This window comes from Ruegeria sp. K5 (assembly GCF_056531805.1).
Genome location: NZ_JBQFML010000012.1, coordinates 1 through 19626 on the forward strand (window position 1 = coordinate 1; position 19626 = coordinate 19626).

General features: G+C 60.4%; 20 protein-coding genes. 5 read left to right on the top strand and 15 right to left on the bottom strand.

Annotated features, from left to right (window positions below):
• Positions 1–103: 103 nt before the first annotated feature.
• Positions 104–910: a mechanosensitive ion channel family protein gene (locus ACR0MO_RS19615; RefSeq protein WP_480892984.1), complete on the bottom strand. Its 807-nt coding sequence runs from the start codon at positions 908–910 to the stop codon at positions 104–106.
• A 216-nt stretch (positions 911–1126) separates the two neighbouring features.
• Here ACR0MO_RS19615 and ACR0MO_RS19620 point away from each other — a divergent pair, with 216 nt between their 5' ends.
• Positions 1127–1825 (top strand): glutathione S-transferase N-terminal domain-containing protein, encoded by a 699-nt coding sequence (locus tag ACR0MO_RS19620; protein ID WP_170522116.1) that lies wholly within the window; start codon positions 1127–1129, stop codon positions 1823–1825.
• 51 nt (positions 1826–1876) lie between these two features.
• Here ACR0MO_RS19620 and ACR0MO_RS19625 read toward each other — a convergent pair whose 3' ends face one another.
• The 11 genes from ACR0MO_RS19625 to ACR0MO_RS19675 form a co-directional block, all read right to left on the bottom strand.
• Positions 1877–2326, bottom strand: coding sequence for a YtoQ family protein (locus ACR0MO_RS19625; RefSeq protein WP_170453210.1), 450 nt, complete (start codon positions 2324–2326; stop codon positions 1877–1879).
• Positions 2327–2390: 64 nt separating this feature from the next.
• Complete coding sequence (locus ACR0MO_RS19630) at positions 2391–3350, bottom strand: hypothetical protein (protein WP_480892986.1); 960 nt, start codon at positions 3348–3350, stop codon at positions 2391–2393.
• Positions 3351–3600: 250 nt separating this feature from the next.
• Entirely contained in the window at positions 3601–5997 is a 2397-nt protein-coding gene (gene pheT / locus ACR0MO_RS19635; protein ID WP_170624113.1) for a phenylalanine--tRNA ligase subunit beta, read from the bottom strand.
• Positions 5998–6075: 78 nt separating this feature from the next.
• Positions 6076–6870, bottom strand: coding sequence for an alpha/beta hydrolase family protein (locus tag ACR0MO_RS19640; RefSeq protein ID WP_170453213.1), 795 nt, complete (start codon positions 6868–6870; stop codon positions 6076–6078).
• A 237-nt stretch (positions 6871–7107) separates the two neighbouring features.
• Entirely contained in the window at positions 7108–7536 is a 429-nt protein-coding gene (locus ACR0MO_RS19645; protein ID WP_480892989.1) for a hypothetical protein, read from the bottom strand.
• Positions 7537–7685: 149 nt separating this feature from the next.
• A complete protein-coding gene (gene pheS, locus ACR0MO_RS19650) occupies positions 7686–8759 on the bottom strand; it encodes a phenylalanine--tRNA ligase subunit alpha (RefSeq protein WP_170453215.1) in 1074 nt (357 codons plus the stop codon).
• An 81-nt stretch (positions 8760–8840) separates the two neighbouring features.
• Positions 8841–9917 (bottom strand): Hint domain-containing protein, encoded by a 1077-nt coding sequence (locus ACR0MO_RS19655; protein WP_480892991.1) that lies wholly within the window; start codon positions 9915–9917, stop codon positions 8841–8843.
• Positions 9918–10091: 174 nt separating this feature from the next.
• Positions 10092–11462 carry a glutamate--cysteine ligase gene (locus ACR0MO_RS19660; RefSeq protein WP_480892993.1) on the bottom strand — a complete coding sequence of 457 codons (1371 nt, stop codon included), beginning with the start codon at positions 11460–11462 and terminating at the stop codon, positions 10092–10094.
• 65 nt (positions 11463–11527) lie between these two features.
• Positions 11528–12055 carry a hypothetical protein gene (locus ACR0MO_RS19665; protein WP_480892994.1) on the bottom strand — a complete coding sequence of 176 codons (528 nt, stop codon included), beginning with the start codon at positions 12053–12055 and terminating at the stop codon, positions 11528–11530.
• Complete coding sequence (locus tag ACR0MO_RS19670; RefSeq protein WP_480892996.1) at positions 12052–12777, bottom strand: endonuclease NucS domain-containing protein; 726 nt, start codon at positions 12775–12777, stop codon at positions 12052–12054. The genes ACR0MO_RS19665 and ACR0MO_RS19670 overlap by 4 nt, the downstream gene beginning before the upstream one ends.
• A gap of 9 nt (positions 12778–12786) precedes the next feature.
• A complete protein-coding gene (locus ACR0MO_RS19675; protein WP_480892998.1) occupies positions 12787–13512 on the bottom strand; it encodes a 16S rRNA (uracil(1498)-N(3))-methyltransferase in 726 nt (241 codons plus the stop codon).
• Between the two features lie 12 nt (positions 13513–13524).
• Between ACR0MO_RS19675 and ubiA the strand changes: the two genes are divergently transcribed.
• The 4 genes from ubiA to ACR0MO_RS19695 all read left to right on the top strand — a co-directional run bounded on the left by ubiA (position 13525) and on the right by ACR0MO_RS19695 (position 17740).
• Complete coding sequence (ubiA, locus tag ACR0MO_RS19680) at positions 13525–14487, top strand: 4-hydroxybenzoate octaprenyltransferase (RefSeq protein ID WP_170453221.1); 963 nt, start codon at positions 13525–13527, stop codon at positions 14485–14487.
• Positions 14488–14551: 64 nt separating this feature from the next.
• Positions 14552–16465: an OmpA family protein gene (locus ACR0MO_RS19685; protein ID WP_480893000.1), complete on the top strand. Its 1914-nt coding sequence runs from the start codon at positions 14552–14554 to the stop codon at positions 16463–16465.
• Position 16466: 1 nt separating this feature from the next.
• On the top strand, positions 16467–16787 hold the full coding sequence (locus ACR0MO_RS19690; protein ID WP_170453223.1) for a prefoldin domain-containing protein: 321 nt from the start codon (positions 16467–16469) through the stop codon (positions 16785–16787).
• Positions 16788–17155: 368 nt separating this feature from the next.
• The gene (locus ACR0MO_RS19695) at positions 17156–17740 is read left to right on the top strand and encodes a hypothetical protein (protein WP_170624134.1); all 585 of its coding nucleotides are present in this window, start codon (positions 17156–17158) and stop codon (positions 17738–17740) included.
• Positions 17741–18073: 333 nt separating this feature from the next.
• On the opposite strand, the gene ACR0MO_RS19700 is transcribed toward ACR0MO_RS19695, so the two are convergent.
• From ACR0MO_RS19700 to pgsA, 3 genes are read right to left on the bottom strand one after another with little or no spacing between them, the layout of a single operon-like run.
• The gene (locus ACR0MO_RS19700) at positions 18074–18544 is read right to left on the bottom strand and encodes a molybdopterin synthase catalytic subunit (RefSeq protein ID WP_170453225.1); all 471 of its coding nucleotides are present in this window, start codon (positions 18542–18544) and stop codon (positions 18074–18076) included.
• 1 nt (position 18545) lies between these two features.
• The gene (gene moaD, locus ACR0MO_RS19705; RefSeq protein ID WP_170522072.1) at positions 18546–18791 is read right to left on the bottom strand and encodes a molybdopterin converting factor subunit 1; all 246 of its coding nucleotides are present in this window, start codon (positions 18789–18791) and stop codon (positions 18546–18548) included.
• A gap of 3 nt (positions 18792–18794) precedes the next feature.
• A complete protein-coding gene (pgsA, locus tag ACR0MO_RS19710; RefSeq protein ID WP_170453227.1) occupies positions 18795–19463 on the bottom strand; it encodes a CDP-diacylglycerol--glycerol-3-phosphate 3-phosphatidyltransferase in 669 nt (222 codons plus the stop codon).
• Between the last annotated feature and the right edge of the window lie 163 nt (positions 19464–19626).

Consider the following 19626-nt stretch of genomic DNA (forward strand, 5'->3'; position numbering starts at 1 on the left):
TGCTGTACGTTCCCAAAAAAAAAAAAAGGCCCCGAACGATTGTGCTGCGCCGGGCCCAACGGGAAGAGGGCATTTTGAATGCCCGAACGACAGGCGGGAGGCCTTAGCCCTGTTTCTGGATCTCCACCGAATGCGGATAGGGGATCGACACGCCCTTGGCGTCGAAGGCTTCCTTGATCGTCTTGGTCAGTTCGAACTTCACATCCCAGTAATCTGCCGCCGCGCACCACAGGCGCGCCGTCAGGTCAACAGAACTGTCACCCAGATTGGTGACACGCACCCAGGGTTCCGGGTCCTTGTGAATGCGCTCATCCGCGTTCGCAACGTCCAGAATGATCTTCATCGCCTCATCCGCGCTGTCACCGTAGTCGATGCCAAAGATCAGATCGACGCGGCGCGTGTCATGGGCCGAGTAGTTGGTGATCACAGACCCCCAGGCTTGCCCGTTTGGTACGATGATCTGCACATTGTCCGGCGTCACCAACTCGGTCGTGAACAGGTTCAGGTCTTTGACCGTTCCGGCTGTTCCGCCAATATCCACGTATTGGCCCAGCTTATAGGGCCGGAACACCACCAGCATCACGCCTGCGGCCAGATCGCTGAGTGTCCCTTGCAGCGCCAGACCAATCGCCAGCGATGCAGCACCCAGAATGGCGACGATGCTTGTGGCTTCGATCCCGAAAATCCCCAGCACAGCCACCAGGACCATCGCAAGAATGGCCCATTTGACCAGGCTGGCCATGAAATTGCCAAGCGTCGGGTCAATATGCGGGGTCGCGTTGATCCGACGCCGCACGACGCCAGCAATCATACCTGCAACAATCCAACCGATGATCAGAACGATCAGTGCCTTCACCGCGTTCATGATCACAGGCGCAAATGCACCCACCTGTGTTACGACCTCATCCACGCGCATCTCCTTTGTCCAACAAGAAACCCGCGTCTTATGCGCGGGATTGGCCAAATTGTGAGGCAAAACCGCGTTTTGGTCTAGGTGCGAGTTGCGCGGGATTTCCCCGTTGTTCACCAGCAAACAGGTACTGACCGGCGTTGCACACAGGCAGGGGCTTTCAAGATCGCGCTGTGCTGCCTAGGTTTGACGATATCCAAAACAGGAGCCCCCTCAATGCTGGATGCCGAAACACACCCGATCATGACCCGTTGGCCTGCGCAGTTCCCTGACAGAATCCAACTCTATTCCTTTCCCACACCAAACGGCGTCAAGGCGTCGATCATGCTGGAAGAAACCGGCCTGCCGTATGAGGCGCACAAGGTCACTCTGGCCGATGCCGACGTGAAAAGCCCCGCGTTCCTGTCGCTGAACCCCAACAACAAGATCCCTGCGATCATCGACCCCAACGGCCCCGATGGCGAACCCTTGGGTCTGTTCGAAAGCGGTGCGATCCTGCTGTATCTGGCCGAGAAAACCGGCCAGTTCATCGGACAAACCGCAGCGGACAAGCATCGCGTCACCCAATGGCTGATGTTCCAGATGGGCGGCATCGGCCCGATGTTTGGACAGCTTGGATATTTCTACAAATTTGCTGGCAGCGAGATCGAAGACCCCCGCCCGCGCGAGCGTTATGTGAACGAAGCCAAGCGCCTGCTGAATGTGCTGAACACGCAGCTGGACGGGCAGGACTGGATTGCCGGTGAGTACTCGATTGCCGATATCGCCATCGCACCCTGGCTGCGCGGGTTGGACTTCTACGGCGCCAAAGAGCTGTTGGGATGGGATGACCACGCCCATCTCGCGCCCTATCTGGATCGGTTTCTGGACCGACCTGCGGTGCAAAAAGGACTGGTTACGCCTGCCCGTGACTAAGTGAACGCAACTGGTGGATGCCCGTCACAGGCATCCACCAGTTGTTTCACCTTAGCCCGGCAGCTTGCCGGTCAGGACATAGCGCAGGATCTCCACCACCTGTCGGGGGTCTTCCGCAACCGCCAGGGCGGCGGCATCGACCTCTTTCAGGGCATGTTGGTGATCGGGGCCGTGCAGCACGATCAGTGACTTGCCCAGCGCGGCGGCATAGCCCGCGTCAAAGGCCGCGTTCCACTGTTTGTACTTGTCGCCAAACCGTACCACGACCACATCGGCATCCGCGATGCCCTTGCGGGTGCGGATGGCGTTGACCATTGCGCCCTTGTGGTCATGCCAATACTTGTTCGGCTCGGCCCCAAGAATGGCGACCCCGCAATCATCGCTGGCGGCATGATCTGTGACCGGGCTGTTGAACGTGACATCCAGCCCCTGCGCCCCTTCAATGATTTGCTCACGCCAATCGGTGTGGATTTCTCCGGAAAGATAGACATTCAGGCCCATGGGTGCCTCCTTTGATTTCTTGCTGCGACCCTAGTTCGAAAGGGCGCGCAACCCAAGGGGTCGCTCAGAACGACAAGCGCCAGAACACCGGCTGATCGTTCCGAGCCACCTTGCGGGCCGCACTGCGTTGCTTGCTGCCCAAAAAGGGCGGAGTTTCGCGCGTCGGTTCGAACCCGAAACTGCGGGGCAGTTTGGTGTAGATCGACCGCGGCGGCATCCGGCCCCAGGTGATCGCCTTCAGCTTTGCGCCCGGACCGGGCTGATGCATCCAGACGGTGCGCACGGCAAATTCCTCGCGCAGCAGCATCAGAACCGCCAGCATCATCACCTCGGCCCAGATTTTCGCGTATTTCCGCCGCAGCGCCTGCTCATATTCCGAGGTCAGCCGCAATTCGCGCGAGCGTGGCGCGCGGTTTTCCAACCGTTGCCGCGCACGGCCGACAAAGCGCAACCAGTCCGATTGAACCTCTTCAATCAGGCAATGGCCGCTGGTCAGATCGACGTCCAGACGGCACCAGGCAAGGGTCGGACGACCTTCGGTCCGGATCGGGTGCCAGCAGCTTTGATATGCACCAACAGCACAGCGCTGTTCGTATTTCCACAGCAGCGCGGCATGTTCGGTCGGGAACCCCAACTGCACGACAAGGTTATGCGCCTTGCGCGTAGTCTGCTCGCCAGACCAGCAGTCGAAGCTGAGGCAGAAATCCATCCACTGGGATTGATAGGAAACCTCCAGCCCCGACAGCGCAGCCGGGCTCAGCCCGTCAAACCGCATCGCACGGTCCGCATGGGCCACCGCCAGCACATCATGCCGCCGCAGGACGCCACCGCACTGTGCAATCATCGGTGCCAACAGCGGGCGTGACAGCAAACGGGACAGTCCCGATTGTTTCAGGGTCGAGACCGGGGCCTCGGCATCCATGACCTGGCCAAGCAACCATGGGCTCTGCCGGTCGGGATAGTAAGGAAAGGGCATCTCTTGCGGCAGAATCTGCCGAATCATCGAGATGTCTTGGCGTTTCATGACAGCTCTCCAACGGGAAACACACCCGCCGAAGAACCGGCGGGCAATCAGATATGGGGTATCGCTTGCGCAGGGCTGGGATCTGGCATCTGGCAGACTCCGAAGTTTGATTGCGTCAGGGGGCCGGATGTAGGGGCCGAGGGTGATTCTGCTCAACCCTTTGTTTCGAGGCGCTTTCAGGTGTTGCCGTTTCGCCACAACAAAAAAGCGCGCCGGATGGCGCGCTTTTGTCGGATCATGTCGGGGGCGATCAGCCGCGCAGAACGCCGCCTGTGGCCTTGGTGACCTTGGCGATGATCTTTTCGGCCACCGCTTCGATGTCTTTCTCCTTCAGCGTTGCATCCGTCGGCTGCAAACGCACGGTGATGGCCAGCGATTTCTTACCCTCACCCAAACTGCCGCCGATGAATTCGTCAAAGACGCGCACATCCTCGATCAGCGCCTTGTCCGCACCTGCTGCGGCGTTCACCAGCGTCAGCGCCTCGACGCCTTCATCCACGACAAAGGCAAAGTCGCGCTCGACCGCTTGCAGGTCACGCAGTTCAAGGGCTGCACGGGTGGCACCGGATTTGCGCGGCAGCGGCACCTCATCCGGCCAGATGGTAAAGGCCATCGCCGGGCCCTTGATGTCCATCGCCTGCAACACGCGCGGGTGCAGTTCACCAAAGACGCCCAATACCTTTTTTGGCCCCAGACAGATCTTGCCGTGACGGCCCGGATGCCACCAGGCATCGCCATCGCGCAGAACCTGCACCTTGGCGGGCGCGCCAATGGCGGCCAGCACCGCCTCGGCATCCGCCTTGGCGTCGAATACGTCCACCGGGCGCGAGGCTCCGTGCACGTCCTTGGGCCCGCTACGACCGACCAGCAGGCCAGTGATCTGGGTTTTCTGATCGCCGGGCTCGCCGTCATGGAAGACCGGACCAACCTCGAACAGGGCCACATCTGCGTAACCACGTGCCTGATTGCGGGCAGCGGCCTGCAACAGACCGGGCAGCAGATCGGGGCGCATATGGCTCATCTCGGACGAGATCGGGTTTTCCAACTGCGTCGCATCATCGCCACCACCAAACAGCGCCGCCGAGGCCTGATCGATGAACGTGTACGAGACGCATTCGTTATAGCCCAGCGCAGCGCAGGTGCGACGCGCCATTGACTGGCGACGCTGTCCCGGGGTCATCACCGGCTTGGGGATACCATCGGTCACGCGCGGCAGCGGCTTGCCCTGCAGCTTGGTCAGGGATGCAATCCGCGCGACCTCTTCCACCAGATCGGCCTCGCCCATGATGTCGGGCCGCCAGCTGGGCACATGCGCCATCTCGCCCTCAAGGCGGAAGCCCAGGCGGGTCAGGGTCTGGCGCTGCTCGCTCTCGGCGATGTCCATCCCGACCAGAGACTGCACCCGCGCCGCATCCAGCTTGTAGGCCCGCGCGTGGTTCGGCGCTTTGCCCGCCTGAACCACGTTCGACGCCTCGCCACCGCAGATATCCAGAATCATCTGCGTCGCGTGTTCCAACCCTTCCAGCGTGTAGTCCGGGTCAACACCACGTTCGAACCGATAGCGCGCATCCGAGTTGATCTTAAGCGCCCGCCCGGTCAGAGCGATCTGCACATGATCCCAGAACGCGCTTTCCAGAAAGACGTTCACAGTCTCTTCGGTACAGCCGGTTTCCTCACCGCCCATGATACCGGCGATGGACTCCGCGCCCTTGTCATCCGAGATCACCATCATGCCCGGCTGCAGCGTGTATTCTTTCTCATCCAGCGCCACCAGCTTTTCGCCGCCTTTGGCGCGATGCACCCGCAGGTTGCCCTGTACCTTGTCAGCGTCGAACACGTGCAGCGGGCGGTTGTGGTCGAAGGTCATATAGTTGGTGATATCCACCAGGGCCGAGATCGGACGCAGCCCGATCGCCTTCAACTGGTCCTGCAACCACTGCGGGCTAGGGCCGTTCTTGACGCCACGGATCAGACGCCCGGTGAAATGCGGCGCACCATCCAGCGTGTCATCGTCAATCGTCACCTTGATCGGGCTGTCGAAATCGCCGGGCACCGGCGTGTAGTCCCGCTGTTTCAGCGTCCCGATCCCGCGCGCGGCCAGATCGCGGGCAATCCCCTCGACCCCCAGCGCATCGGGGCGGTTCGGAGTGATCGCGATCTCGATCATCGTATCGACCTTGGACGGCTCATTCTCGGCCAGCCAGTCGACGAACCGGTCTCCGACCTCGCCCGAGGGCAGCTCGATGATGCCGTCATGCTCGTCCGACAGCTCCAACTCACGTTCCGAGGCCATCATGCCAAAGCTTTCAACGCCACGGATCTTGCCGACGCTGATGGTCAGGTCCAGACCGGGGATATACATGCCCGGTTTGCAGACCACGACGGTGATGCCTTCGCGCGCGTTGGGGGCACCGCAGATGATCTGCAACTCACCCTCATCCGTGTCCACCTTGCAGACGCGCAGCTTGTCGGCGTCGGGGTGTTTCTCGGCATGTTTCACATAGCCCAGCGTAAAGCCTGCCAGCCGATCCGCCGGGTTCACGATCTCTTCGACCTCAAGGCCAAGATCGGTCAGCGCCTCGGCGATCTCATCAACCGAAGCGTCAGTGTCGAGGTGGTCTTTCAGCCAGGACAGAGTGAATTTCATTGCAAGCGGCCTTCTTGGGCAAACATCCGTTTGGCACAGGCAATGGCAAAGAATACGCCGGGGTGCAAGCGCTGCGCGTCACGGATAGCTGGGGGTGCGGCCCAAAATCTCATCCAACTGCCGCCCGATCCAGCCATGCGGGATGAAATGGCCGCCGGGATGGGTGTCCAGCACCACATGGCCTTTCGCGCAATCGGTCCATTCCACGCGGCTGAGCGTCAGGATCGGCACCACGCTCCAATCCCCGGTCGGAGTGGCGGTGTCACAGCCGTATTTCTGCCGCCACAGCGCCACCGGATAGGTGGTGTCGCCGCCCGGCCCAAACGGGAAATCCATCACCGTGTCACCCGTCCCATGCACATGGCGCACCTGGCGCGGGGCCTGCGGGCAGTCTTCGGTCTGACGGATGGTTCCGGCCACCCCCAGCAGCGCGGCGATGTCGTCACCCGACTGGCAGGCAAAACGCCACGCCATCGCGCCGCCAAAGGAATAGCCCGAGACATAGATGCGTTCGGGATCAACCGGATAGCGTTTGGCGACGTCCTGAAGCACCCGGTCGGCAAAGGGTACGTCGTCGGTGTCCGAGGTCCAGAAATCCCAGCTTTTACCCAACCCGTTGGGCGCAACCAGCAACACGCCGCGCAGCTTGGTCGCCCCGGCGATGCGTTGATGGTTCACCACCACGGTTCCCTGCCGCGCCCAGCCGTGGAAATGCAGCAGCACCGGCAGAGGCGTTTCGCCATCCCACCCGTCCGGCTCCAGCACATGATACGAGCGATCGCCGACCTGACAGGCGATATCGCCATGGCAGGCCTCCACAGCAGCGGCTTGGGTGGCGGTCAGCAACAGAAGGCAGAGTAGTCGATAGATCATGCGCCCGACCCTACCCGGCCCGCGCGCCATGTCACGTCACAACCCCGTGCGAGCCTGTAACAAGCCGCGCCATCGCCAGACCGCGGGATGGCGATCCAACGGTTATGTTGGGCAGTTTATGTTGGCCAAATCCGTGCGTCGTTCAAATGGAGCGCTGACGGAGACAAATCGCCAGCCCGTGCGGGCGGTCTGGCGATGGCGCGGCGGCCTATCGGCCTTTACTCCGCGCAACAGCACTCAGAAACCCATGTTTCCATTTATCCTGTGCCAATAGGTTACAAGTTCAACCCAAACAGGCGGCACAATAAGACTTAACGAAAAGGTTAGTATCGCAGCACCGAGAAAATAAGTGGCGTAGGTTTGTAGTCGCTCAACATGCCCGATGAACCCAGTGATCTTTTTCTCCCATTGGCTCAATTCGAGTTTTTCAAATCGCCCATCAACCGTCACATCCATGTGCTTCATCGAAAGCAAGTAGAGCCAGATCGCAATCAAAAGTGTAGAAAGCCCAACCAATAGGCCGGGTGCAAAAAGATCACTGCTTTTGAGCATCCCCAATCCGGTGATCTTTTCAGCCAAACCAACCAAACTTGCAGCCCCAAGGAGCCCAGACGCGACCGCCAAACCTCTTTGTGATCGAGCTTGTACATTTCCAAGAATCTGCAACGAGCGGTCAACTCGGTTTACTTCCCAAGTACATTTGCTCTCGGCAGAACATAGCGGGCAATTTGTCGTATAACCATCAGAACTATCGCAAAACGACCCATGCTCCCGGCACAAGTACCTTCCGCGATTGACGCTCAGAAAGTGATAGATCACCGAGACAAACCACCATGTAGGTTCGGCATATCCAGCGCCGCAAACCCGTAGTGGCGCAGCCACCGCAGATCGCTGTCAAAGAACGCGCGCAAATCCGGAATGCCGTATTTCAGCATCGCCAGACGGTCGATCCCGATCCCGAAGGCAAAGCCCTGATAGACCTCGGGATCGATCCCACCCGCAGCGATCACCTTGGGGTGGACCATGCCCGAGCCCAGAATCTCCATCCAGTCGTCGCCCTCGCCGATCTTCAGCTGACCGTTATCCCAGGAACAGCGGATATCGACCTCGGCCGAGGGTTCGGTGAAGGGGAAATGCGAGGCGCGGAAGCGGAGTTCGACATCGTCGACCTCGAAGAACGCCTTCACGAACTCTTCCAGAACCCATTTCAGGTTCGCCATCGAGATGTCTTTATCAATCGCCAGCCCCTCGACCTGATGGAACATCGGCGTGTGGGTCTGGTCATAGTCGGCGCGGTACACGCCGCCCGGACAGATCACGCGGATCGGCGCGCCCTGCTTCTCCATCGAGCGGATCTGCACCGGCGAGGTATGGGTGCGCAGCACATGCGGCGGGCGGTTGTCGCCCTCGGCACGGTGCATATAGAACGTGTCCATCTCGGCCCGCGCGGGGTGGTGGCCGGGGATGTTCAGGGCGTCGAAATTATACCAGTCGGTCTCGATCCGCGGCCCTTCGGCCACCGAGAAACCCAGCTCGGCAAAGATCGCGGTCAGTTCCTCGGTCGCCTGGCTGATCGGGTGGATCGAGCCCTGACGGCGCGCGCGGGTCGGCAGGGTGACGTCCAGCCATTCGGTGCGCAGACGCTCATCCAGCGCGGCATCGGCAAGTGCTGCTTTCTTGGCGGACAGGGCCGAGTTGATCTCATCCTTCAGCGCATTCAGCGCGGGGCCTGCGACCTGGCGTTCCTCGGGGGTCATCTTGCCCAGTTCGCGCATCTTCAGCGCGACCTCGCCCTTTTTGCCGACGGCGGCGACGCGGATCGACTCGAGCGTGTTCTCGTCGCCTGCTTCGGCGATCTGACCCAGATATTTTGCCTTGAGATCGTCCATGACGCTTCCTGACCTTGGCCCCTGACTGCTGTTCAGGCTCTGCTATCACAGCGGACCGTGAAAGCAAGAGGGGCCGGGCAATCAGGCGCAGCGCAGCAAAGCGGTGGTTCTGTTCTGCCGCACCGGGCGCGCGGTCTCGCCATAGGTTTCGGGGCAGTCGCGCAGGTTGGGGAACAGGGTCAGGATCTCATCCGTGGCGTCACCGCCCAAGCCATCCAACCCCTCTTGCCCGGGAAAGAAGCTTTCGGACACCAGACCGCTGGTGGTCACCAATTGGTGGCGGTCGAACATCATATGGATGTAGCGCACGATATCGCAGGGCACGGCCGTCACGGTCGCGCCATTGACCAGCGCCTTGGCGGGAACCAGCACCTCATGCTCGCCAAACAGAAGCTGAGCTTGCCAGCCGGTGATCAGAACCTGGTGCTGGGGTGAAATCAGAACGTCATCCTTGGCCCCCAGTGTTCCGGCGCTGATCCGGATCGGGGCAAAGCGACCGCGCCCGGACACCGTGCTGCCCCCGATCCAGCTGATCGGAAGCGGGCCGTTATCAACGGTGTTCACCAGGTCCCCCGCTTCAAGCGTTTCGATACGGCGGGGCCCGTGTGGCGTATCCACCAACGTGCCCGCCGTGAAACAGGCGGCACCACTGTCACCGGGCGAAACATCGGCGTGAACCAGCGTGTTCGGGTTGGGCTGGTTGAACTGCAAGGATGTGGTGGTCGAGCCGGGACCCGTCAGAACAACCAGATTTTCGGACGTCGCCCCCGCAGCCAGCCCATCGATTGCGGTGATATTCTGCGTGCCGTTGCCGATGTCATAGAAGTCGATGACCTCATTGGTGCTTGTGTTGGTCAATGCGACCGCTTCGAAGATCGTATCGTTCACCGGAACAGGCGCATCGGGGTCGGTCAGCAGGAAGGTGAAGTTATCCGCCGAGATGACAAAGACCTGCTCATTGTTGTCCGGGTCGGTTGTCACTACGACGCCGGGATCGGTCAGCGCGATCTCTAACCCGACGGTGCCGTCGCTGTTGTAAAGCGAAACGGTGAAATCTGCCGGATCTTCCGACGCGCCCAGCGCAACTTCGACAAACTCATTCACGCCGGAGGAAACGACAAACGGGTCGGCGTAGTGCAATTCGCTGATGCGGGGCATTCAGGGCATCCTTTGGGGAAAGGTCGTCGCAATTACTAGGACGCTTGTATTCACGAACGATGAACGCCTTCAATCCACAGGCGATCACAATTTGCGTTACCACACGGCAGCTTACGACGCGCACGCCACCTCACCAAAGGGGTAAGGTGGGCTGCTCGGCGTGTTAGGTCGGTGTCAGTAGCTGTACTGCGGGAACACCCGCGTCAGATCGCCGTTCCAGTCGCCGTTATAGTGATCCAGCAATTCATCTGCCGGAACCTTGCCGGTTTCGATACTGTCTTTCAGCGCATTCAGGAAATGGGTTTCGTCCGGCACCAGACCGCCTGCGCCGGGGAAGGCGCGGGATTTCAGCCCGGATTCCGAGATCGCCACGACCTCGCGCGCCAGATCGTGCATGTTGATGTTGCCGACCCGCGCTTGCAGCCCGTCCTTGGCGGCCTCAACACGCAGCGCTTCGCGGGTTTCGGCATCCCAGCCCTTGACCAGATCCCAGGCTGCATCCAGCGCGCCCTGATCGTAGGTCAGACCAACCCAAAAGGCAGGCAGCGCACAAAGCCTGCGCCACGGGCCGCCATCAGCGCCGCGCATCTCCATGAATTTCTTGATCCGCGCTTCGGGGAAGGCGGTGGTCAGATGGTCGGCCCAATCGGACAGGGTCGGTGTTTCGCCCGGCAATGCGGGCAGCTTGCCTTGCAGGAAGTCACGGAAGGACATGCCCAGAGCATTCACATACTGACCGTCGCGATAGACAAAATACATCGGCACATCGAGCGCATATTGCACGTAGCGCTCGAACCCGAACCCGTCTTCGAACACGAAGGGCAACATGCCCGTACGCGCATCATCGAGATGCCGCCAGATATAGCTGCGCCAGCTTTTCTGGCCGTTGGGCTTGCCCTCGAAGAACGGAGAGTTGGCGAACAGCGCCGTTGCCACCGGCTGCAACGCCAGCGCCACGCGCAGTTTCTGCACCATGTCGGCCTCGGACCCGAAGTCGATATTGACCTGAACGGTGCAGGTGCGCCGCATCATGGCGCGGCCCATGGTGCCGACCTTCTCCATATAGTCGTTCATCAGCCGATAGCGGCCCTTGGGCATCAGCGGCATCTCATCATGGGTCCAGAACGGAGCCGCGCCCAGACCGATAAAACCTACGCCGATCTCGTCAGCGATGTCCTTTACCTCGCGCAGGTGGGTGTTCACCTCGTCGCAGGTCTCGTGGATCGTTTCCAACGGTGCCCCCGACAGCTCCAGCGCGCCACCGGGTTCGAGGCTGACATTCGCCCCGTCTTTCTCCAAACCGATCAGCTTGCCGCCTTCGCGCACCTCGGCCCAGCCGTGCCGATCCCGCAGACCCTCCAGCACCGCCACGATAGACCGAGTGCCTTCGAATGGCAGCGGCTTCAGGGTGTCCTTGCAATAGCCGAACTTTTCATGCTCGGTGCCGATGCGCCAATCCTGCTTGGGCTTGCAGCCCGATTCCAGGTATTCGGCCAATTGCTCATGACGTTCGATCGGTCCGCCGCCGGACTGGGGGATGGACATGAATCGCGCTCCGATCCTGATGTGTCTGTCTGGTTGGTCAGTCGTGGGGGCAAACCGCGCCGGTGTCAATGCAGCCTGAGATGCGCGGGCCGTAAGGGGGTGCGTTCCCAGATCACCACCGGATGGCTCGCGCCACCGTTCAACTCCGCCAGCATTTGTTCGGTTTTCAATCCCGGCAGGGCCGAGAAGACATCGAACAGCGCCTCGGCCCCTTCGGCATTCACAGGAATGTGAAGCAGAGGCTGGCCCGGTTGTTCCAGCACCCAATGCGCCGGGGTCGAGGTCGGGTCGAGCGCCAGCCGCTCAATCTCGCGCGTGGCGACCATGCCACCGTCCAGCGGGCCAAAGTAGTTGATCTGACCTTCGTCGACGGTGACAACACCCTGCCCGCCCGACCCGGTCCGGAACCGCCCGCGCTGTACCCCGATCACCGCCAGCGCCACCGCGACGGCCACAAGCACCCAGCCGAGCCAGCCCAGCAATCCACCGGGCCCGCTAATCCAACTGAGGCCGAGGATCAGGACAAACCCGGCCACCAACACTTCGCGCCAGCGCCAAAGGGCCTGTTTTGCTTCGGGTCGGATAAAGCTCATGACAAAGCCTCGAACGTAAACGAGACCGAGTAACGGACCAGTTTCAAATTGGGGACAGCCTTTGATGCAGACAAAGTGCGTTTGTCGAATTCATGTGCAACGATAATACCCCGGATCGAGTCTTCGCCCTCTTCCACCAAATCACCCATGTATCCCAAGATTTGAGCGACAACCTTTGAATCCGTCTTGCCAGCCTTCAACTCTACAACGACCAGCTTCTCGTCCGTATCTCGGCACAGAATATCGATGAAGCCCGAGGTCACAGCCCGCTCGGCCCCGTCGTCAACAATTTCAAGGCCGGCGTCAAGCAACGAGATTTCTTGCCGTATCGCCGATTGCATATCCCGCTCTAGCGCAAACCGCTGTCTCTCGGGTGCTTGCATTCCGATAGACTCTCTGGCGTCATTCGGTTTCGTCAATCTGCTGTCAGGCTCATTTTCGCGCAGGAAGCGTGCGTAGCGCTGAACCGCGTTCTTGTAAGATTGCAACCCATTTCGCAAATTGCCGTTGATGGGAATCTTCGACGGGTTATCTTTACCGCTCCGCTGATCCGCAGACGAATAACTCAAAGCCGTAACGATATCGCTCAATGTCCCGTGGTCAGACGCTTCGTCCAACGAACCGTAATGCTCTTCGACTTTTTGAACCCGATGAATTTGAGCAACACAGGTATTTTCCGCATATCCTTCGGAAACCAGCCAGTCTCGATAATGTGTTTTCATAATTTTATTCTAGCTCCAATCCCCCAACGCCTGCTGCCACATTGTCAACGCCGCAACCGCCGCTGTATCCGCGCGCAGGATACGAGGGCCAAGACTGACCACATGCGCAAAGGGCAACGCTGTCAGGCGCGCGCGTTCCTTGTTCGAAAACCCACCCTCGGGACCCACCAGAATGGCCCATGGCTGACCTTTTTCCTGGGCCGCCAGACGCAGGGCCGAGCCGACCTCGGCCTCATTGCAGAACATCAACTGACGCCCCTCGGGCCACGCGTCCAGTACACGATCCAGTCGCTGCAGATCGGCAACCTCGGGCACAAAAGTACCGCCACACTGTTCGGCAGCCTCGACCGCATGGGCCTGCAAACGGTCCTGTCGGATGCGTTCGGAATTGGTGAACTCGGTCTGAACGGGCACAATCCGCGCCGCGCCCATTTCCGCTGCTTTTTCAACGATGAAGTCCGTGCGGGCCTTTTTGATCGGCGCAAACAGAAACCACAGATCGGGCGGCAATTGCAGCGGCTTGGTCTGCCGCTGACAGGTCAGAACACCACCGCGCTTTCCGGCCTCGGCAACCTCGGCCAGCCATTCGCCATCCTTGCTGTTGAACAACGCCACAGGACCGCCAACCGACAGGCGCATGACGCCGAACAGGTAATGCGCCTGCTCGCGCGTCAATTCAACCGATTGCCCCTGACCCAGGGGCTGCTCTACATACAGTCTGATCTTCGCACTCATGAGACCTTACATATGCAAGGCAATGCCCCAACACCAGATGGTCAGGTCGCCGATGCCGTATCCGGCAACTGGGTCGACACCTATGCCCCCGCTTTCGCGCGCCCCTACCTGCGGCTCAGCCGCGCGGACCGGCCCATTGGAACATGGCTTTTGCTGATTCCCTGCTGGTGGGGTCTGGCGCTGGCCATCCTGCATGACGGGCAAGCGCGGTTGGAGGATCTGTGGATCGCCATCGGATGCGCGCTGGGCGCGTTCCTGATGCGCGGGGCGGGGTGCACCTGGAACGACATCACCGACCGAGAGTTCGACGCGCAGGTCGAACGCACGCGGTCCCGCCCCCTGCCCGCAGGTCAGGTCACGGTGCGGCAGGCGATGGGCTGGATGATCCTGCAATGTCTGCTGGCGTTGGGCATCCTGCTCAGCTTCAATCAGGCGGCAATTGCGATGGGAGTGCTGTCGCTGCTGCCGGTGGCGATCTATCCGTTTGCCAAGCGCTTTACATGGTGGCCGCAGGTGTTTCTGGGGCTGGCCTTTAACTGGGGCGCGCTGCTGGCCTGGGCTGCGCATACCGGATCAGTGGGCTGGCCCGCAATCACCCTGTATCTGGCGGGTATCGCGTGGACGCTGTTTTATGACACCATCTACGCCCATCAGGACGCCGAGGATGACGAACTGGTCGGCATTAAATCCACCGCGCGGCTGTTCGGGACCGATACGGCAAAATGGCTCAAATATTTTCTGGCCGCCACCGTTTCGCTGATGGGACTGGCGATCATCGACGCGCTGGTTCCCGGAAGGTCGACTCTGGTGCTGGTTATCGCCCTTGGCGGTCCATGGGCGATGGGCTGGCACATGATGTGGCAATTGCGCGGTCTGGATCTGGAAAACAATGCCAAGCTGCTGCAATTGTTCCAGTCGAACCGCGACACCGGCCTTATTCCGCTGATCTTCCTCTGCGTCGCGCTGCTGCTCTGATTGCACCTGCGGGCCGGGGTCTGTAAGAGTCCGCCCAAACGCCTGAGGAGTCACTAGCCCGCACATGCGTCTGCCGTATTTTCTGTCCGTGTCCCTGATCTTTCTTGTATCCGCAGGGGTGTCACTGCTGGCGGCCGGTTTTGCCGTCACCAAGATCGAGGAAAGCTCGGAATTTGCTGTGCGGCGAGCCCTGGACCTGAAGGGCCATGACTGGGCCGAAGTTCAGTCAGACGGGCTGCGCGTGGTGCTGACCGGCATCGCACCGGACGAGGCCACACGGTTCAATGCCCTGACCGCTGCGGGAACCGAGGTCGATACCTCGCGCGTCATCGACGAGATGGAGGTCACCGCCACCACCGCGCTGGCCGCGCCGCGCTTTTCGGTCGAGATTCTGCGCAATGACAGCGGCATCTCGGTCATTGGCCTGTTCCCGGCCAGCGAAAGCCGCGATGACCTTGTCGACAGGCTTAGCGATCTGGATCGCGCGGCCCCTGTTGCGGATCTGATGGAAACTGCCGACTACCCGAAACCCGATGGTTGGGATGAGGCGATCGCCTATGCGGTCAGCGCCCTGTCGCGCCTGCCGCGTGCAAAGATCTCGGCTAGCCCGGGGTTGGTGAAAGTGACCGCCATTGCCGACAGCCAGGCCGAAAAAGAACAGCTGGAACAGGACCTGACCCGCGCCGCGCCGCCCAGCCTGCGCATCGGCCTGTCGATCTCGGCCCCGCGCCCCGTCATCACTCCGTTCACCCTGCGTTACCTGATCGGCGCGGATGGTGGCCAGTTTGACGCCTGCTCGGCCCAGGATGAAGAGGCGCGGGATCAGATCATTGCCGCCGCGCAGCAGGCCGGTCTGAGCACGACATATACCTGCACCATCGGTCTGGGTGTGCCGTCGCCCCGTTGGGCAGACGCGGCGACCCTTGGCATCAAGGCGCTGGCCGAGATTGGGCAGGGATCGATCACCCTGTCCGATGCAGATATCACCCTGATTGCCGCGCAAGGAACCAATCCCGCCCTGTTTGACCGTGTGGTGGGCGAACTGGAAAACGCCCTGCCCGAGGTCTTCGCCCTGCACGCCGTACTGCCCGAGCCCGAGGACGAAGAACCCACAGGCCCGATTGAGTTTTCAGCCACACGCAGCCCCGAAGGACTGGTGCAATTGCGCGGGCGCGTGGGCGATGAAACCCTGCGGGACATGGCCGACAGCTATGCTCGCGCCGCCTTTGGGTCGGAACAGGTTTATACAGCCACCCGCGTCGTTCCTGATCTGCCCGCAGACTGGCCTGTCCGTGTTCTGGCCGGGCTTGAGGCGCTTTCGCTTCTGCAAAACGGCGCTTTGACCGTGACGCCGGAATCAGTGGACCTGAGCGGCAACAGCCATGACGAAGACGCCAAGGCCCGCATCGCCGGGATGTTGTCCGAGAAATTGGGCGAAGCGCAGGATTTCACCCTGTCGATCACCTATGTACCGCCGCCGGAACCTGAGGACGCCCTGCCCGATCCCGAGCTGTGCGAGGAACGGATTGCCGAGGTACAGAAAGCCAGCAAAATTGCGTTCGAGCCCGGCTCGGCCACAATCGCGGCGGACTCGCGCGATGCGGTGAACCAGATCGCCGATATCCTGCGCGAATGCGGCCCGATCCGATTGGAAATCCAGGGCCATACCGACAGTCAGGGCCGCGAAGAAATGAACCAGCAACTCAGCCAGGCGCGCGCGCAATCCATCCTGAACGAATTGCGCGGGCGGCGGATTCCGACCTCAAGCTATACCGCCGTCGGGTATGGGGAAACGCAGCCCATCGCCGACAATGACAGCGAAGCGGGCCGCGAGGAAAACCGCCGGATCGAGTTCCGCCTGATCCGCCCGGAACCGGTCGAAAACACCGAAACCGGGCTTGAAGCGCTGGAAACCGGCGCGACCGAGCCGGACCAGACCGACACGACCGCACCGGATGCGGATGCAGAGGATCAATAGAGTGAACAGAACCGAATTCATCATCGCCACCGCCGTCATCCTGTTCGCGGCCTTCTGCATGGGCTGGTTCGCCAACTGGCTGGCCCACCGCCTGTCCCGCGTGCGTCAAAGCGACGTGGCCGATCTGGACCGGATGAGCCAGGAGCTGCACGAGGCCGAAGAAACCCGCGATCAGGCGATCACCTACCTGCAACAGCGCGAAGCCGAACTGACCAACCAGCTGACCCAGACCGAAGCGGAACTCGCCGCCGCCATGGACGGCCTGCGCGCCGCCCGGCAAGAGGCCGAAGAACTGCGCGGACGCATCAACAACGCGGATTAGGAGTTTCCTCAGAATTGAGACCTTCGCGCTTGCCAGCTGTTGACCGTCACACGAACCTGACTCAACCGTAATAGTTGGATCAATAGCAAGGCGAGCGCTCAACATCAGAGATGTGCGCCAGTCAAACATCCTTGGAGCAAAGAGATTAGGTACAGGAGTACTGATCTGTACGGCGCTCTTTAGGAAGTGTCGGCTATAAGCCCTAGGTGTCAGATGCTGCGGCAACAACGAACGTCGGTTTTTCGCGCTATGATCAAAAACCAGAGCTGGTCTCGAACAACATTGCACGCAGAAATACAGTAGCGCGACTTACTCACCTGTATCGAGTGGTTGATGACGGCCTCACTGGCTTAGGATAAAGTGAACCTATGAAATGTGGTCAATGTGAACGGCCAGCGCTCTACGAATACGATAACGGGCTGTATCTGTGCCTGTCCTGCAATGCGATCCTGCAAGAAAACAATTACCGTGGCTTCCTGATGAACGCTGCTATGATGAACCATGCCATGGATGAAATGGACATGGTGACGGGCATTCCTCTGGGAGGTGGTAGAATCCCGGTTAGCGCGCTATCCCAAGCAATGAGCCGCCCCATGACAAACAACCATATCACCATCTCAAATTCATCCGTGGGCGTTTTGAACACTGGTGACCTAGCGAAGATCAATGCAGTTATAACGATCACGGAAGGAAGTGACGCTGAGGAGCTGGGTCACACCATCAAAGACTTCGCGCAAGCTGTGGTCGATTCCGATGAGATCACGAAAGAGGAAAAGCACGAGGTAGGCGAACTGCTCGGGACCCTGTCGGAGCAGATCGCCGGAAAGCGTTCTAAACCTGTGATCGGAAGCGTTCTCAAAGGAATCGAGGAGCGGATAAAGTCCGTGAATGTGTTGTGGGGCTTCGCTGAGAAAATTGGTAAGCTACTAGCAGACCTTGGAATTACAGCTTGACGTTCTGGCACGTGGCGCAGGTCAAGACCCCTCTACCGTGCCTCTCGACGCTCCTGTTTGTCCTTCGCCCTAGCCAGTACCTCACCAATCGCGAGAAGCCCCGTCCGACGGCACTGGCGGCTTCTTCTGACGCTCGGCCACCACTCCCGCTCGTTGATCCGCAACACTGCTATTTCCGAGTGTTTCGTGACCAGCACATTCTTGAAGCTGACATTGGCGCGTGTGGGTTTAACGACAACTTGGTCCCGCACTGCCGACACTGGATCAGCAATACACGGTGTTCGGGCCAATGCTACGTGTCGGGTCACGCTGCATTGATTCAGAAATTTCGCATCAAGACTCAGAGAGTTGCGACGTTCCATCCCAACGGGTCAGCGCGTCTTCGTCCTCATCCTTGGCGGCGACCCATTCCGCGCCGGAGTCGGTGATTTCCTTCTTCCAGAACGGCGCGCGGGATTTGAGGTAGTCCATCAGAAACTCAGCCGCCTCGAACGCATCCTTGCGGTGCCGCGCGGCGGTGGCGACCATCATGATGCGATCGCCCGGAGCAAGCCGTCCGTGGCGGTGAATCACCAGCACATCGCCCAATGACCAGCGCGCGCGCGCCTCTTCCGCGATCTTGGTCAGGGCGCGTTCGGTCATGCCCGGATAATGCTCAATCTCCATCACATCCAGATCGCCCGAGGCCAGATCGCGCACCACCCCAGTAAAGGTCACAATGGCGCCGTTGGCGTCGTCACCGGCAGCAAAAGCATTGGCCTCGGCCCCCAGATCAAATGGCGCTTCCTGAACCGCGATCCGCATCTCAGCCACCGGTCATGGGCGGGAAAAACGCCACCTCGCGCACCCCGGCCAAGGGGGCGTCGAAGTCGGACAATTCCTGATCCAGCGCCACGCGCAGAGCCGAGATATCGGCAAAGGCGGCGGCATAGCGATCTTCGCGTGCGCTAAGCTCGGCGACCAGCTCGGACACGGTCGCAGCCTCGGTCGCGACCTTTTCTTTCGGCAGGCCGATGCGTTCGCGCACCCAGGCGAAATACAGCACGTCCATCGCTTAGCTCTCCTTCAGATGGGGCATGGCTTTACGTAGGTAGTCGTAGCCGGTGATCAATGTCAGAGTCGCGGCGATCCAAAGCAGCCACAACCCGATCTGACCCGACCAATACATGCCCTCCAACGTCCAGGCGATGTTGTTTACATCCTCGATCTGGCCGGTCAAAACCTGATCGATGGTCGGCGCGTCCATGCCGAACGTAGCCATCACAAAGTAGTGTTCAAAGATCCCCTGCGAAAACAGAATTGCAATGGCGAACATCTGCGCCGTGGTCTTCCATTTTGCCAGCTTTGTTACCTTGAGCGTCCCGGCCACATCCCCCAGATATTCGCGCAGACCCGAGACAAAGACCTCACGAAACAGGATCACGGTGGCGGGCAGCACCAGCCACGGGGTCCAATGCTCGGTCGAGTATCCCACAAGGATCATCAGCGCGATCACCACCATCGCCTTGTCGGCAATCGGGTCCAGCATCGCTCCGATCTTGGTTTCCTGCTTCCACGCGCGGGCCAGATAGCCATCGAACCAGTCCGTAATCGCCGCCGACATGAACAGGATCAGGGCAAACCAGTCTGCGTAGGGGCGGGTGAAATACAGAAACATCACGGCCAGACCGGGTGCCGCCAGCAGGCGCAGCAGGGTCAGAATATTGGGCAAGTTCCACTTCATGCGCAGACCCTACATCGCCGGGTCAGGACAGAAAAGACGAACGCGCAAAAAACTGCACCAATCACAGGCGGTTGTTCAAAGCGCTGCGGGTTTGGTGCGGGGCCGCATTGCCTCTTGGCCCCAGGTCGGAATGGCGTCAGATTGCGGGTGACTTGGCCAAGGG

Bases quoted from the DNA above. Each gene is read 5' to 3' on its own strand.
- ACR0MO_RS19670 (WP_480892996.1), bottom strand. From the start codon at position 12,777: ATGAAAACACATTATCGAGACTGGCTGGTTTCCGAAGGATATGCGGAA.
- moaD (WP_170522072.1), bottom strand. From the start codon at position 18,791: ATGGACGTGCTGTATTTCGCCTGGGTGCGCGAACGCATCGGCCTGCCG.
- pgsA (WP_170453227.1), bottom strand. From the start codon at position 19,463: ATGAAGTGGAACTTGCCCAATATTCTGACCCTGCTGCGCCTGCTGGCG.
- ACR0MO_RS19660 (WP_480892993.1), bottom strand. From the start codon at position 11,462: ATGTCCATCCCCCAGTCCGGCGGCGGACCGATCGAACGTCATGAGCAA.
- ACR0MO_RS19665 (WP_480892994.1), bottom strand. From the start codon at position 12,055: ATGAGCTTTATCCGACCCGAAGCAAAACAGGCCCTTTGGCGCTGGCGC.
- ACR0MO_RS19625 (WP_170453210.1), bottom strand. From the start codon at position 2,326: ATGGGCCTGAATGTCTATCTTTCCGGAGAAATCCACACCGATTGGCGT.
- ACR0MO_RS19695 (WP_170624134.1), top strand. From the start codon at position 17,156: ATGAAATGTGGTCAATGTGAACGGCCAGCGCTCTACGAATACGATAAC.
- ACR0MO_RS19655 (WP_480892991.1), bottom strand. From the start codon at position 9,917: ATGCCCCGCATCAGCGAATTGCACTACGCCGACCCGTTTGTCGTTTCC.
- pheT (WP_170624113.1), bottom strand. From the start codon at position 5,997: ATGAAATTCACTCTGTCCTGGCTGAAAGACCACCTCGACACTGACGCT.
- ACR0MO_RS19640 (WP_170453213.1), bottom strand. From the start codon at position 6,870: ATGATCTATCGACTACTCTGCCTTCTGTTGCTGACCGCCACCCAAGCC.
- ACR0MO_RS19675 (WP_480892998.1), bottom strand. From the start codon at position 13,512: ATGAGTGCGAAGATCAGACTGTATGTAGAGCAGCCCCTGGGTCAGGGG.
- ubiA (WP_170453221.1), top strand. From the start codon at position 13,525: ATGCAAGGCAATGCCCCAACACCAGATGGTCAGGTCGCCGATGCCGTA.
- ACR0MO_RS19700 (WP_170453225.1), bottom strand. From the start codon at position 18,544: ATGCGGATCGCGGTTCAGGAAGCGCCATTTGATCTGGGGGCCGAGGCC.
- ACR0MO_RS19630 (WP_480892986.1), bottom strand. From the start codon at position 3,350: ATGAAACGCCAAGACATCTCGATGATTCGGCAGATTCTGCCGCAAGAG.
- ACR0MO_RS19620 (WP_170522116.1), top strand. From the start codon at position 1,127: ATGCTGGATGCCGAAACACACCCGATCATGACCCGTTGGCCTGCGCAG.
- pheS (WP_170453215.1), bottom strand. From the start codon at position 8,759: ATGGACGATCTCAAGGCAAAATATCTGGGTCAGATCGCCGAAGCAGGC.
- ACR0MO_RS19685 (WP_480893000.1), top strand. From the start codon at position 14,552: ATGCGTCTGCCGTATTTTCTGTCCGTGTCCCTGATCTTTCTTGTATCC.